Source organism: Vibrio sp. H11, assembly GCF_004804295.1.
In the GTDB taxonomy this organism is placed as follows: Bacteria; Pseudomonadota; Gammaproteobacteria; order Enterobacterales; family Vibrionaceae; genus Vibrio; species Vibrio ostreae.
In genome coordinates, this window is sequence record NZ_SSHN01000002.1 from 462456 (window position 1) to 475546 (window position 13091).

Consider the following 13091-nt stretch of genomic DNA (forward strand, 5'->3'; position numbering starts at 1 on the left):
GTTGTCATCAACCGTCTGGTATTAGGCCAGTTGCGCTTTGATGTGCTCGATGATTTGCTCCATCGCAACCGGAGATTTCTCACCGCTGCGACGGTTTTTGTATTCGAAGTTGCCTTCGTCCATGCTGCGATCGCCGATGATCACTGTGTGTGGTACGCCGATCAGTTCCATATCAGAGAACATCACGCCCGGACGCTCTTTACGGTCATCAAACAATACTTCAATGCCAGCTGCAGTCAACTCAGCGTACAGTTTCTCAGCCGCTTCCTGAACACGCTCAGACTTGTGCATGTTCATTGGCACGATAGCAACCTGGAATGGCGCAATCGCATCCGGCCAGATGATGCCGTATTTGTCGTTGTTCTGCTCGATAGCTGCAGCGACCACACGTGATACACCGATACCGTAACAGCCCATTTCCAGAGTCACAGCTTTGCCGTCAGGACCCAGCACGTTACAGTTCATTTTCTCTGAATAGTTGGTGCCAAGCTGGAAGATGTGACCTACTTCGATACCGCGTTTCAGCTGGATGGTCCCCTTACCACATGGGCTTGGATCACCTTCTACCACGTTACGCAGGTCTTCTACACGACCCAGTTCTACGTCACGCCCCCAGTTAATACCGAAGTAGTGTTTACCGTCGATGTTGGCACCACCGGCGAAGTCACTCATCACAGCCACGCTGCGGTCAACGATGCATGGCAGTTTCAGGCCAACCGGACCCAGTGAGCCAGGACCTGCGCCAACCAGGGCACGGATCTCTTCTTCGGTCGCCATTTCCAGCGGCGCAGCCACTTCTGGCAGATTTTCCGCTTTGATTTCGTTCAGCTCATGGTCACCACGAACCAGCAGGGCAACGATTGGCGCATCAACAACATCGGACGCTTTGAAGAACAGCGTCTTGATGGTTTTTTCGATTGGCAGGCCGTGCTGGTTCACCAGCTCCGCGATGGTTTTTGCGTTCGGGGTGTCAACCAGAGTCATTTCCAAAGTGGGTGCATCCGCCGCATCCGCAGGCGCCAGCGCTTCAGCTTTTTCCAGGTTCGCTGCGTAGTCAGATTCGGTTGAGAACGCAATCAGGTCTTCGCCGCTTTCTGCCAGTACGTGGAACTCTTGAGAGCCGTTACCACCGATAGCACCACTGTCTGCCAGCACAGGACGGTAGTCCAGGCCCATACGGTCAAATGCTTTGCAGTACGCATCGTGCATGGCATCGTACGTTTTTTGCAGGCCGTCTTTGTCGATGTCGAAGCTGTACGCGTCCATCATCGAAAACTCACGTGCACGCATGACACCAAAACGCGGGCGACGTTCGTCACGGAATTTAGTCTGGATCTGATACAGGTTCAGTGGCAGTTGCTTGTAAGAGTTGACTTCGTTACGCACCAGACTGGTGATCACTTCTTCTGCAGTCGGGCTCAGGACAAACGGACGCTCGTGTCGGTCAGTAAAGCGCAGTAGCTCAGGACCCATTTTTTCGCTGCGTCCTGTCTCTTCCCAAAGTTCAAACGGCTGAACAACGGGCATCAAAGTTTCGATTGCACCTGCATTATCGATTTCTTGACGAACGATGTTTTCTACTTTACGCATTACGCGCAGACCGGTAGGTAGCCAGGTGTACAGACCTGAAGCTAGCTTACGGATCATGCCCGCACGTAGCATGAGCTGGTGGCTCACAACTTCTGCGTCGTTTGGAGTCTCCTTCAGCGTAGAAAGAAGATATTTACTGGTACGCATTTATGTATCCGTTTATCAAAAGTTGATGGGATCACCGCTCGTGTCATTCACTCTGCTGCCGCTATCGCTGGCGCAGTATTGGTAAGTGCTGACCGGTGATAAATTTATTTAGCCGCTAATAATATCAGCCAAATGCTCTCGTCAAAAGCGTTCTATTGCGGTGACGGTCACTAAGTTGTCATTGACGATGAATTTTACGTTCATATCGTACAAATTCACCGCGTACTCTTTGCTGTCTGGCTTGTTTTTCTTGTACGCCGGACGTGGATCCTGGCTCAGCACTTCTTCGATCACGGCCTGTTTGCTTGTGGCGTCGGGCAGGCCAACCAGGCAGGCAGCGGCAGCGGGCGCAAACTGTACTTCGGCTCGTTCAGGTTCAGCATCGGCATAACCGCCGGTAGCATCGCTGATCGCATCCGAGTAGGGGATGTAGGGTTTGATGTCGATGATCGGGGTGCCATCGACCAGATCGACACTGCCGAGATCGAGATAGATCTGCTCGTCCTGTTTGCTGACGCCGCGCAGTTCGACCGCCGACATACCAATGCCGTTGGGGCGGAAGGTGGAACGTGAGGCCAGCACGCCAATCCGCTCATTGCCGCCAAGGCGCGGCGGGCGTACGGTCGGCTTCCAGCCAGCTGCCAGATTCTGGTCAAACAGAAACAGCAGCCATAAATGGCTGAACTGCTCGATGCCGCGTACCGCTTCCTGGCAGTTAATCTCACCAGTTAAGCGGGCACGTGCAGTGGCGCTGGGCACCAGGCGTGGCTGACGTGGAACGGCAAACTTCTCTTTATACGGGCTTTCTATAATCGCTATCGGTTCAATCGAATGCATGGCAGGAGTCAAAGTAGAGAACATGGCGGCAAAATAACACATTTTGCCCGACAAAGCGCTGTCGGGCGCGCGCTCAGTCATCTGCGCTCAATCGCGTCATTTATCGTGGTTGGATGCAATAGTACTTGCAAAGCGGCGCAATCGGATTATTATTTATTTATGTTATAACATAACAATTATTGTTATTGATTCAGATTCATTTAATCAATCTCTGCCCGGTGATGAATGCTGATACAGCCATTAAGAACCGTGCAGTAACGAACAGGAATTATCGATGAAAGTGCTCAGCTCGCTGAAAAGCGCCAAACAACGTCACCCGGACTGCCAGATCGTTAAACGTCGCGGACGCCTGTATGTGATTTGTAAAACCAATCCGAGATTTAAAGCGGTGCAGCGCTAACAGACAAAGGCGGACTGATCAGCGCTGACAACCGCTGCTTACTCCGGGCGGTGTTGAGCGCTCACTAAAAAACCTGCGACAGACGCAGGTTTTTTGGTGCCGGGAACCGCGTTTCGATCAGCGCTTGGCTTTGGCGAGAATGCGGTCCAGATGATTGGCAAATTCACGTCGCTCAGTCTGGGAAAGAGCGGCCGGGCCGCCGGTCTGAATACCGCTGGCGCGCATGGTATCCATAAAGTCACGGATATTGAGGCGTGCTTTGATGGTTTCCAGGGTGTACAACTCGCCACGCGGACTCAGTGCCTGGCCACCTTTGCTGATCACTTCATCGGCGAGCGGAATATCGGCGGTAATCACCAGATCGCCGCTCTCGACTCTTTGCACGATTTCGTTGTCGGCGACATCGAAACCACTGGCGACCTGCAGGCTGCGGATATTGTCGCGCTTGGGCAGCGGAATTTGGTGGTTGGCGACAAAAGTACATTCAATGCCAGTGCGTTCCGCGGCGCGAAACAGGGTTTCACGAATCACTTTCGGACAGGCGTCCGCATCCACCCATAGTTTCATCATTCTTCACCCGCCAGCTTCTGCTCCAGGGCCTGCAGGCGCGAGGTCAGGTCGGCGACTTGCTGCTCAAGCTGCGTGATACGATCCGTTTCGCTCGCGACCGGTGCGGCCACTTCGACTTTCGGTACCCGGTTGGCACTCTTCCAGCTTTTTATGGTAGTGATCAGCGCCGGCATAGGAACCGGGGTGGAGAGACGGGATTTAACCAGAGCGACAGTGGGCTCTTTTCCTTCTTGCTGCAGGCTGGTCAGAATAGCTTCCAGCTCCTGTGATACATCTTTTGTGAGCATGATTTGTCCTTATGCTTGAGTTAGCCCGATCATACTGCGAATTCCCCACGAGCAAAAGAGGGAGGGGCTTGTGCGAGATCGCTTACAAACAGTGTAGGATATTGGATTTTTCAGCAGAGAAATATGCGCTGAAATTGTTTTAAGTTATTGATATTAAACGTGTTTTGTTGTTTGTGGTGTTTTTGGTATAAAAAAAACGTTCTGCGGGCATTGCACAAAAAGTCCAAAGGGGTAAATTGGACCCTGTCGGAAGGGAACTGACACGGATTTGGATTCACCACTGGACGGTGGCTTCAGGATGAAATTGGCGATGACGGATAGTCGCCAGCACGGAAGACAGGACTTCGAACGGATTCGACAGTTTACACGGAGTAAACTGGCACGGAATGCGAAGGACACCTCGGGACGAGGTCGGAATACCATCAGGACGATGGCAAGGACACCGCTCAGGGAACAAGTGAAGTGCGCTGATGGGATTATCAGCATAAAGGATTTAAGGACACCGCTAGGACGGCGATGCGAGGACAAGGCAGAAGGATTCTGTCGCTATTATGGATGATGCATGGAGCAACATCAGTAGCCGGAATGCTGCGAGTAAGACTTAAGCCCCGATACCTAGTGTGTCGGGGCTTTTCTTAATATTTTTTCAACCACTGTCGTCTGATCCTGATGACGATGACATTCGCGTGGCGCGATCAATCATTGAGCACAAAATCAAAAACATAAATTGGCTCAGCTCTAAAACAACTAAGGTCGCCACCTAAATCAATATTACTTCGTCTTATTTGGTTCTCTTTTTCGATTTTCCCGCCCGCGAGCATGCGCTTGGTGGCGGAGAAGGATCGGTTTGTCTATTCGGAATTGCTGCTAACAAGGATTGTCCGTGACGATAGTAACTCGCAGAACGCTTGTTATTCCTTACACAGAATCGTTTGAGTCTGAATTTCTCATCCTCAATTGCTGTGCGAAAAACCGCGCCCAACTTAACGGTCCGCAAACGGTCTCTGCCGCCCGAGAGCAGTTTAAACGTGTGCTGCATGATGACAGTCTGTACGCGATGGCAGTGCTCGATAACTATAACCGTGAGTTTATGGGCCATGTGTTTGTGCAGGCCGAAGATGGCCGGGCAGAACTGGGTTTTATTTTTGATAAAGCCTACTGGGGACAGGGACTGGCGAGCGAAGCTCTGCAGGCGTTCTTTGCTAAGGCGTGCGCACGGCTTAATCTGACGGCGGTAACGGCACGTACCAGTCTGAGCAATTATGCCGCCATCGCTATCTTACACAAACTGGGCTTTCAGCTTAGTGCTACCCGCCAGGATGCCTTCGGCTCTTACTATGCGTTTGAATGGCAACAGACCGAGCCTTCAGGGGCAGAGCACGACTTTATAGCATTCGGTGCGGCGGCAGGTGGAATGCCTGCGGCCTGAAACCCTGCATCACCAGATGGCCCTGGTAACAATCATCACCCAGGGCTGAAAATTCAAAATAATACACCGTATGCCAACGCCAGCGATTGTCTGGCGTTTTCCATTTGTGCTGGCCGAACGAGACACTGAGTAACTGCAGTTCCAGTTCATCACACTTGCGGCTGATGCGAGTCTTGGCGATTTCGGATTGGCGACGCTGCTGCCAGAACGCAAAACAGGCCAGACAAAACAGCAAGATGCTGAGCAGGTCACCGATCATCACGTTATCCTTTTGCTGACTGCTGCAATTTAAGCAGCGCGTCCGCCAGCTCCGGCGACGGGCTGGTGTGGATCAATGGCAATAACACCATACGCAGTTCAGGCAGCATCACCAGATCGGCAAACAGCTGGTTAAACAGGGTCTGGTTACCGGTCTGAGCCAGGCGCACTAAAAAGCGCTGCGCGCGGCCGCTGTCGTTCAACATCGACCAGTTGCGTCCGGCGATAGCAATCAATATTTCCTGATGGCTTAAACGCGCACTAGCAAGAATCGCATCGATTACCGTGACCTGGTGCTCAGCCGGAGCGCCGGACAAGGCACGTACTAACGCTGACAGCAGGAACAAATCCGGATCCTGGCTGTGGATTTCACTGTCGGCAAATTCAACCAGGCGCTGGGCCAGTTTATCCGGCAGAGCCGTGTGTTCCAGCGCCCCAAGCAGAGCATACAGCGGTTGCGCTGGCAGATGGGCGATGGCTTTACGCACTAGCACCCCGTTTTGTTGTTTGCCAAGGCGGGCACAGATATCGGTAATCCCCTGCAGGCCGACGGTCTGCCAGTTATCCCAACCCAGGCCACCATCGAAATAATGCTGGGCATGTTCGTAATACTGGCTGCACGACAGATTAAGGCGGGCACGGATCTGGCTGTGGAACACCGCCATTTTGTCATCGGATGGTTTGAAGGTGTAAGGGTTATTGGCCAGTTTCTGTTGCTGCTCTTCGCTCAGTTCCTGATTCAGGCGTGTGCCCATAGCTTCAATCACATACTTGATAAACTGGCCGATATCGGCCTGGGCCAACAGGCCGCGCTCGTCGAGGCTGAACTTCAGAAACCAGATCCAGGGTTGCTGACTCTCGTTCCAGTAGGCAATCGCCAGATGAGCTTTACGCTGCAGCGGAAAAGGGTACGGCTGCGCGCCTTTTTCGACTTGGGCAAATTGCGCGTTATCGATGGGCTGAATGCGACGACCCAGGTCAAATACCTGGTACTGGCAGCCACTGTTGTTGAGCAGTTCGCTCAGAGTATGAATGGATTGCATGGGATCAAATTGGTCCTAACTTTCTGTGTTGAATAGATGGTATCATTCGCGGCTAATTCAAGGCCAGAGTGTATAGATTAATGACCGCTCCGACACTTTTTTCCTTATTGCAGCAGCTGGAAGCCGAACTCAGAGCATGCGGTGTATGGCAGAGCCAGGCGCCAGACGAGATGGCACTGCAGAGCAGCCAGCCGTTTGCGCTGGATAGCCTGGCGCCGCACGAATGGCTACAGTGGATCTTTGTGCCGCGTTTGCAGCAGATGATCGCATCCGGGCAATCGCTGCCGCGTGGTTTTGCCATCACGCCTTATTTTGAGCAGGTCTGGCTGGAACAGACACAGTTCGGCCCTGTAATGACGATTCTTTACCAGATTGATGAGGCATGCCGCTAATGCTGGAAATTATTTATCAGGACGAGTACATGGTGGCGGTGAACAAGCCAGCCGGTATGCTGGTGCACCGCTCCTGGCTTGATAAGCACGAAACTCAGTTTGTGATGCAGACCCTGCGTGATCAGATTGGTCAGCATGTGTTTCCGCTCCATCGTCTCGACCGGCCGACGTCCGGTGTGTTGGTGTTTGCCCTGTCGAGTGAGATCGCCGCGAATATGATGCCGATGTTCGCGCAGCATGAGATGCAAAAGACGTATCATGCGATTGTACGTGGCTGGATTGAGCAGGCTGATGTGCTGGATTATCCGCTTAAAGAAGAGCTGGATAAGATTGCGGATAAGTTTGCCCGTCAGGACAAAGAAGCTCAGGATGCCGTGACGGCCTATCAGCCGCTGGCCAAGGTGGAAGTGCCGCATTCAACCGGTCAATTTCCCACCACACGTTACTGTCTGATGGAAATGCAGCCGAAAACCGGGCGTAAACATCAGCTGCGTCGCCATATGGCACACCTGCGCCACCCGATTGTCGGTGATACGACGCATGGTGATGGCAAGCATAACCGTCTGTATCGCGAGGTGTATGACAGCCATCGTCTGATGCTGCATGCCAGCGAGCTGAGTTTTATTCACCCGTATACCAAGCAGCCTTTGGTGCTGCGTGCCGGGTTTGACCACACCTGGCAGCGTCTGTTTGCCACTTTTGGCTGGGACAATCCTCAGCCAGACAGTGGCCAAATAGCATCTGCCCGCAACAGCGCGGCAAATATTGCCGAGTAAAGCATTACTTAGTCGAGCATTGCCTAGTAAAAAGCCTTCTCAATGAGAAGGCTTTTTTTGTCTGCTCTCAGACGCTTATCGGCTAAGCGATGCGCGGATTATTTGGCCAGATAAGCGCGAATAGCGCGCTCAATTCCTGCACCGTCCAGGCCAAGCTCGGCGTGCATTTCTTCCTGCGTACCCTGGGCGACAAACTGATCCGGCAGACCCAGATTGAGCACAGGTTTAATCAGTTTGTTGCTCATCATGAATTCCACCACTCCGGCACCAGCGCCACCGGCGACTACGTTTTCTTCCAGCGTGACCAGCACATCATGGCTGTTAGCCAGCTCTGTGATGAGGGCTTCATCAAGCGGTTTCACAAAGCGCATATCGGCCACCGTCGCATTGAGTGCTTCGGCTGCCTGCAAAGCGCCCGGTAGCAGAGTACCAAAGCTGAGAATCGCCACTTTGGCGTCTTCGCCCGCAGGTTGTGCCTGACGCACAATGCGGCCTTTACCGATTTGCAGCGCGCTGAATGTCGCTGCCAGTTCGGTGCCCATACCGTTACCACGCGGGTAGCGCACGGCACTGGGTCCCTGATGCTGGTGGCCGGTGTAGAGCATCTGACGGCATTCGTTTTCATCGGCCGGCGCCATAATCACCATGTTCGGGATGCAGCGCATAAAGCTGAGATCAAACGCACCCTGGTGGGTCTGACCATCGGCACCGACTAAGCCTGCGCGGTCAATGGCAAACATCACCGGCAAATCCATGATGGCAACATCGTGAATGAGCTGGTCGTAGCCACGTTGCAAGAAAGTGGAGTAAATCGCCACAATCGGATGATAACCACCAATCGCCATACCGGTCGCCAGTGTCACCGCGTGTTGCTCGGCAATCGCCACATCAAAATACTGATCTGGATACTGTTTGGAAAAGCGCACCATACCTGAGCCTTCACGCATCGCCGGAGTAATCGCCATCAGTTTAGGATCCTGAGCGGCCATGTCACACAGAAAATCACCGAAGATCTTGGAGAAGGTCGGTTTGTTGTTGGTGCTCTTTGGCAGGCTGCTATGGGACGGGTCAAACTTAGGCACGCCGTGATAACCGATCGGATCTTTCTCTGCCGGCTCGTAGCCTTTGCCTTTTTTGGTCATCACATGCAGAAATTGCGGGCCTTTCAGCTCACGCATATTCTTCAGGGTTTTGATAAGTTCCAGTACATCATGGCCGTCAATCGGACCGATGTAGTTAAAACCAAACTCTTCAAACAGAGTGCCCGGTACCACCATGCCTTTGAGGTGCTCTTCGGTGCGGCGCACCAGTTCCTTGATTGGCGGCACGCCGGACAGGACTTTTTTGCCGCCCTCGCGAATGGAGGTGTACAGGTTGCCTGACAGCAGCTGCGCCAGGTGATTGTTCAGTGCACCGACGTTTTCGGAAATCGACATTTCGTTGTCGTTGAGAATCACCAGCATGTCCGGTTTGACATCACCGGCGTGGTTCATGGCTTCAAACGCCATACCCGCGGTGATGGCACCATCGCCAATCACGCTGACCACTTTACGATCCTGGCCTTCTTTACCGGCACAGATAGCCATGCCCAGTGCGGCGCTGATGGAAGTCGATGAGTGACCGACGGATAAGGTGTCGTATTTGCTTTCGCCACGCCACGGGAATGGGTGCAGACCGCCTTTCTGACGAATGGTCGGCAGCTGCTCACGGCGGCCGGTCAGAATCTTATGCGGGTAGGCCTGATGGCCCACGTCCCAAATCAGGTGATCAAACGGTGTGTTATAGACGTAATGCAAAGCTACAGTCAGTTCTACGGCACCCAGACCTGAGGCCAGGTGGCCGCTTGACTGACTGACGGAGTTGAGCAGGTAGGTTCTCAGTTCGTCACAAAGCTTAGGCAGCACCTCTTTTGGCATGCTGCGTAATTCATCTGGTTTGCTTGCCAGAGCCAGTGTTGGATATTTTGAAATATCAAGAGTCATAGTAATGCGCGCTTATAGTGTTAATTTTTGCGCTCGATGACATATCGGGCGAACTGTTCTAAATGCTCAGTGTTATACGGAATATCTTCCAGTGCCTGCAGCGCTTCGCTAAGCAGTGACTGAGCTTTTTTCATCGCACCTTCGAGCCCAAGCAGAGCCGGGTAGGTGCTTTTGTGTAAGAGTTGGTCAGAGCCCTGAGGTTTGCCTAAGGTTTCTGTATCGCTGATGATATCTAAAATATCATCCTGAACCTGAAATGCGAGGCCGATGGCGTCAGCATAGCGGTTAAGTTGCGGAAGAATATCCAGACCAGCCTGGCCGGCCGCCATCGCGCCCATCCGAATCGCACAGCGCATCAGGGCGCCGGTTTTATTGCGGTGGATATTTTCCAGTTCTTCCAGCGTGACCAGGCGGTTCTCGGCCGCCAGATCAAGGGATTGCCCCAGACACATGCCCTGCGCGCCAGAGGCTTCAGCCAGTGCCTGGACCATTTTTATCCGGTTGGACTCTCCGTCAGCCGACAGCTCACCTTCGGCCAGAATGGTAAAGGCCAGCGTCTGCAGCGCATCGCCGGTCAGGATGGCGGTGGCTTCATCAAACTTGATGTGACAGGTTGCCTGACCGCGACGCAGTTCGTCATCGTCCATCGCCGGCAGATCATCGTGTATCAGCGAGTAGGCGTGAATACACTCGATCGCAGAGGCCGGAGTATCAAGCGCTGCCAGTTCACAGCCCAGCATCTGGCCGGTGATGTAGACCAGGTAAGGGCGCGCGCGTTTGCCGCCCAGCAGCAGGCCATAACGCATCGCCTGAGTCAGCGACAGGTTCTGATAAGGCAGACGGTTTAACCACACATCAAGTTGTTGGTTATTTCTTTGTTGGAAAGAGGATAGGGCCTCAATCATAGGGCACTCATTAGCAATTCAGTGTTATTTTAGAATAATTCAGAATTATTCAGGCAAATCGGTAAATTCGGTCAGCGGCGCGTCATCACTGTTGCTGAGCAGAATGCTCACGCGTTGTTCCGCTTCATCCAGTTTACTCTGTCCGGACCGGGCAAGGGCAATACCACGCTCAAATTTTTTCAGGGCGTCGTCTAATGCCAAATCCCCGTTCTCCAGTTGGTCGACCAGTTGATCCAGCTCTTGAATGGTCGCTTCGAAGGACATGTTTTCAGGTTTCTTGCTCGCCATAATTATATTGCCTTTGGAAAGATGCACGAACGTTACCGCAGGGCGTGGTGATGGTCAAATTTAACCAAGCAATTTTGTCAGAAATACAACGTTTTTTACCCGGCAGTCGAAAGAAAGATCATATTGGCACCAAAGTCTTATCGTTATCCTGCATTTCTGTGCCGCTGGCGGGTGCATATTCTTTGGGTTTAAGTATACACTGAGACACGTGGTTCGCCGCAGGGGGATGTGTTGCATAGGCTGGCGCTTATTCACTTGGCCCCGTTTTTCTTTTTGCGCTCAGTGTCATCTGGTCGCAAAGCGCGCCAGCTAGCATATCGAGCAGCGCAAGCTGATAAAAAAGTTAAAGAATGCATTCTCTTGCCGATAACGAGAGTAATGTCTTAGACGCGAATGAATAGCATGAGGAGCGCTTCGTGGATTTAGCAACGCTAATAGGTCTGATTGGTGGCTTAGCTTTCGTTATTATGGCGATGATCTTGGGCGGCAGCCTGATGATGTTCGTCGATGTCACCTCGATTCTAATCGTAGTCGGTGGTTCACTGTTTGTTGTGCTGATGAAATTTACCATGGGCCAGTTCTTCGGAGCGGCCAAAATTGCCGGTAAAGCCTTCATGTTCAAAGCCGATGAGCCGGAAGACCTGATTGCTAAGGTGGTTGAAATGGCCGACGCTGCGCGTAAAGGCGGATTTCTGGCTCTGGAAGAGATGGAAATTTCCAACTCATTTATGCAAAAAGGGATCGACCTGCTAGTGGACGGTCACGATGCCGACGTAGTCCGTGCCACGCTGCAAAAAGATATTGTTCTGACCGATGAACGCCACCAGGCCGGCACCAGCGTGTTCCGCGCATTTGGTGATGTGTCTCCGGCGATGGGCATGATCGGTACTCTGGTTGGTCTGGTTGCCATGCTGTCCAACATGGATGACCCGAAGTCAATCGGCCCTGCGATGGCGGTCGCCCTGTTGACGACGCTGTATGGTGCGGTATTGTCCAACATGGTGTTTTTCCCGATTGCCGACAAACTTTCACTGCGCCGCGAACAGGAAACGCTTAACCGTCGCCTGATTATGGATGGCGTGCTGGCGATTCAGGATGGTCAGAACCCACGTGTCATCGACAGCTACCTGAAAAACTATCTCAACGAAGGTAAGCGCGCCCTTGATGTGGATAACGAATAGCGGAGCTTATAATGGATGAGGAAAAGCCAAATTGCCCGCCACCCGGTCTGCCGCTGTGGATGGGGACCTTTGCTGACCTGATGTCGCTGCTGATGTGCTTCTTCGTACTTTTGTTGTCGTTTTCAGAGATGGACGTACTCAAGTTTAAGCAGATCGCCGGTTCGATGAAGTTTGCCTTCGGGGTACAAAACCGCCTGGAGGTTAAAGATATCCCGAAAGGGACCAGTATTATCGCTCAGGAGTTTCGTCCCGGCCGCCCGGAACCGACGCCAATCGATGTCATTATGCAGCAGACGATTGATGTCACGCAGCAGACACTCGAATTCCACGAAGGTGAATCGGATCGCGCCGGCGGTACCCAGCGTGATGCGGGCCAGATGACCGGTGGTCAGTCACCGGAGACATCGACTCAGACCAATCAGAACACTGAATCTGAAATGCAGCAACAGCAGTCTCAGGCGATGTCGGAAGAGATGGAAACCATACTCGAAAGCATTAAAAAGGCCCTGGAGCGAGAGATTGATCAGGGTGCGATTGAAGTGGAAAACCTTGGTCAGCAGATCGTGATTCGTATTCGTGAGAAAGGGGCATTTCCGGAAGGATCCGCTTTCTTGCAGCCTAAGTTCCGGCCTCTGGTGCGCCAGATAGCGGAACTGGTGAAAGATGTACCGGGCATCGTGCGTGTTTCTGGCCATACCGACAACCAGCGTCTAGATTCAGAGCTGTATCGCTCTAACTGGGACTTGTCTGCCCAGCGTGCCGTCTCGGTGGCACAGGAGATGGAAAGTGTCAAAGGCTTTGACCACCAACGTCTGCAAGTACGTGGTATGGCCGATACCGATCCACTGGGCCCGAACGATACCGAAGCGCAGCGCGCGCGCAACCGCCGGGTTGAAATCAGTATCATGCAGGGCGAACCGCTCTACAGCGATGAGGTGCCTTCCGCCCCTCAGGGCGACGGTCAGACTCAGAACCAGTAAAAAACTCTGTAGTATTAGTCACAAAG

Annotated in this window: 15 protein-coding genes; 6 read left to right on the top strand and 9 right to left on the bottom strand. The window is 52.8% G+C overall.

The window, feature by feature from the left end:
• Nucleotides 1-21: 21 nt before the first annotated feature.
• Together E6C74_RS04840 and tsaA are read right to left on the bottom strand one after the other, a co-directional pair.
• A complete protein-coding gene (locus E6C74_RS04840) occupies nucleotides 22-1737 on the bottom strand; it encodes a proline--tRNA ligase (protein ID WP_136483551.1) in 1716 nt (571 codons plus the stop codon).
• Nucleotides 1738-1878: 141 nt separating this feature from the next.
• Nucleotides 1879-2574: a tRNA (N6-threonylcarbamoyladenosine(37)-N6)-methyltransferase TrmO gene (gene tsaA / locus E6C74_RS04845; protein WP_136483603.1), complete on the bottom strand. Its 696-nt coding sequence runs from the start codon at nucleotides 2572-2574 to the stop codon at nucleotides 1879-1881.
• A 274-nt stretch (nucleotides 2575-2848) separates the two neighbouring features.
• Here tsaA and ykgO point away from each other — a divergent pair, with 274 nt between their 5' ends.
• The gene (gene ykgO / locus E6C74_RS04850; protein WP_136483552.1) at nucleotides 2849-2974 is read left to right on the top strand and encodes a type B 50S ribosomal protein L36; all 126 of its coding nucleotides are present in this window, start codon (nucleotides 2849-2851) and stop codon (nucleotides 2972-2974) included.
• A gap of 117 nt (nucleotides 2975-3091) precedes the next feature.
• Here the strand turns inward: ykgO and E6C74_RS04855 are convergent, their stop codons facing one another.
• Nucleotides 3092-3541 (bottom strand): YaiI/YqxD family protein, encoded by a 450-nt coding sequence (locus tag E6C74_RS04855; protein WP_136483604.1) that lies wholly within the window; start codon nucleotides 3539-3541, stop codon nucleotides 3092-3094.
• A complete protein-coding gene (locus E6C74_RS04860; protein ID WP_136483553.1) occupies nucleotides 3541-3831 on the bottom strand; it encodes a hypothetical protein in 291 nt (96 codons plus the stop codon). The genes E6C74_RS04855 and E6C74_RS04860 overlap by 1 nt, the downstream gene beginning before the upstream one ends.
• A gap of 883 nt (nucleotides 3832-4714) precedes the next feature.
• On the opposite strand from E6C74_RS04860, the gene E6C74_RS04865 reads away from it, so the two are divergent.
• Complete coding sequence (locus E6C74_RS04865; RefSeq protein ID WP_136483554.1) at nucleotides 4715-5260, top strand: GNAT family protein; 546 nt, start codon at nucleotides 4715-4717, stop codon at nucleotides 5258-5260.
• Here the strand turns inward: E6C74_RS04865 and E6C74_RS04870 are convergent.
• Nucleotides 5217-5519, bottom strand: a complete 303-nt coding sequence (locus E6C74_RS04870) for a DUF3301 domain-containing protein (protein WP_136483555.1) — start codon at nucleotides 5517-5519, stop codon at nucleotides 5217-5219. The genes E6C74_RS04865 and E6C74_RS04870 overlap by 44 nt on opposite strands.
• Nucleotides 5520-5523: 4 nt before the next feature.
• Complete coding sequence (locus tag E6C74_RS04875) at nucleotides 5524-6561, bottom strand: DUF3549 family protein (RefSeq protein WP_136483556.1); 1038 nt, start codon at nucleotides 6559-6561, stop codon at nucleotides 5524-5526.
• A gap of 80 nt (nucleotides 6562-6641) precedes the next feature.
• Here E6C74_RS04875 and E6C74_RS04880 point away from each other — a divergent pair, with 80 nt between their 5' ends.
• Nucleotides 6642-6953, top strand: coding sequence for a YqcC family protein (locus E6C74_RS04880; RefSeq protein WP_136483557.1), 312 nt, complete (start codon nucleotides 6642-6644; stop codon nucleotides 6951-6953).
• Entirely contained in the window at nucleotides 6953-7729 is a 777-nt protein-coding gene (gene truC / locus E6C74_RS04885; RefSeq protein WP_136483558.1) for a tRNA pseudouridine(65) synthase TruC, read from the top strand. The genes E6C74_RS04880 and truC overlap by 1 nt, the downstream gene beginning before the upstream one ends.
• Nucleotides 7730-7827: 98 nt before the next feature.
• Here truC and dxs read toward each other — a convergent pair whose 3' ends face one another.
• From dxs to xseB, 3 genes are read right to left on the bottom strand one after another with little or no spacing between them, the layout of a single operon-like run.
• Nucleotides 7828-9711: a 1-deoxy-D-xylulose-5-phosphate synthase gene (gene dxs, locus E6C74_RS04890; RefSeq protein WP_136483559.1), complete on the bottom strand. Its 1884-nt coding sequence runs from the start codon at nucleotides 9709-9711 to the stop codon at nucleotides 7828-7830.
• Between the two features lie 20 nt (nucleotides 9712-9731).
• Complete coding sequence (ispA, locus tag E6C74_RS04895; protein ID WP_136483560.1) at nucleotides 9732-10616, bottom strand: (2E,6E)-farnesyl diphosphate synthase; 885 nt, start codon at nucleotides 10614-10616, stop codon at nucleotides 9732-9734.
• A gap of 45 nt (nucleotides 10617-10661) precedes the next feature.
• Nucleotides 10662-10904, bottom strand: coding sequence for an exodeoxyribonuclease VII small subunit (gene xseB, locus E6C74_RS04900; RefSeq protein ID WP_136483561.1), 243 nt, complete (start codon nucleotides 10902-10904; stop codon nucleotides 10662-10664).
• A 416-nt stretch (nucleotides 10905-11320) separates the two neighbouring features.
• Between xseB and pomA the strand changes: the two genes are divergently transcribed.
• The gene (pomA, locus tag E6C74_RS04905) at nucleotides 11321-12085 is read left to right on the top strand and encodes a flagellar motor protein PomA (RefSeq protein ID WP_136483562.1); all 765 of its coding nucleotides are present in this window, start codon (nucleotides 11321-11323) and stop codon (nucleotides 12083-12085) included.
• Between the two features lie 11 nt (nucleotides 12086-12096).
• Nucleotides 12097-13065: a flagellar motor protein MotB gene (locus E6C74_RS04910; protein ID WP_136483563.1), complete on the top strand. Its 969-nt coding sequence runs from the start codon at nucleotides 12097-12099 to the stop codon at nucleotides 13063-13065.
• Nucleotides 13066-13091: the final 26 nt, after the last annotated feature.

Bases quoted from the DNA above. Each gene is read 5' to 3' on its own strand.
- E6C74_RS04840 (WP_136483551.1), bottom strand. From the start codon at position 1,737: ATGCGTACCAGTAAATATCTTCTTTCTACGCTGAAGGAGACTCCAAAC.
- tsaA (WP_136483603.1), bottom strand. From the start codon at position 2,574: ATGCATTCGATTGAACCGATAGCGATTATAGAAAGCCCGTATAAAGAG.
- ykgO (WP_136483552.1), top strand. From the start codon at position 2,849: ATGAAAGTGCTCAGCTCGCTGAAAAGCGCCAAACAACGTCACCCGGAC.
- E6C74_RS04855 (WP_136483604.1), bottom strand. From the start codon at position 3,541: ATGAAACTATGGGTGGATGCGGACGCCTGTCCGAAAGTGATTCGTGAA.
- E6C74_RS04860 (WP_136483553.1), bottom strand. From the start codon at position 3,831: ATGCTCACAAAAGATGTATCACAGGAGCTGGAAGCTATTCTGACCAGC.
- E6C74_RS04870 (WP_136483555.1), bottom strand. From the start codon at position 5,519: ATGATCGGTGACCTGCTCAGCATCTTGCTGTTTTGTCTGGCCTGTTTT.
- E6C74_RS04875 (WP_136483556.1), bottom strand. From the start codon at position 6,561: ATGCAATCCATTCATACTCTGAGCGAACTGCTCAACAACAGTGGCTGC.
- E6C74_RS04880 (WP_136483557.1), top strand. From the start codon at position 6,642: ATGACCGCTCCGACACTTTTTTCCTTATTGCAGCAGCTGGAAGCCGAA.
- truC (WP_136483558.1), top strand. From the start codon at position 6,953: ATGCTGGAAATTATTTATCAGGACGAGTACATGGTGGCGGTGAACAAG.
- dxs (WP_136483559.1), bottom strand. From the start codon at position 9,711: ATGACTCTTGATATTTCAAAATATCCAACACTGGCTCTGGCAAGCAAA.
- ispA (WP_136483560.1), bottom strand. From the start codon at position 10,616: ATGATTGAGGCCCTATCCTCTTTCCAACAAAGAAATAACCAACAACTT.
- xseB (WP_136483561.1), bottom strand. From the start codon at position 10,904: ATGGCGAGCAAGAAACCTGAAAACATGTCCTTCGAAGCGACCATTCAA.
- E6C74_RS04910 (WP_136483563.1), top strand. From the start codon at position 12,097: ATGGATGAGGAAAAGCCAAATTGCCCGCCACCCGGTCTGCCGCTGTGG.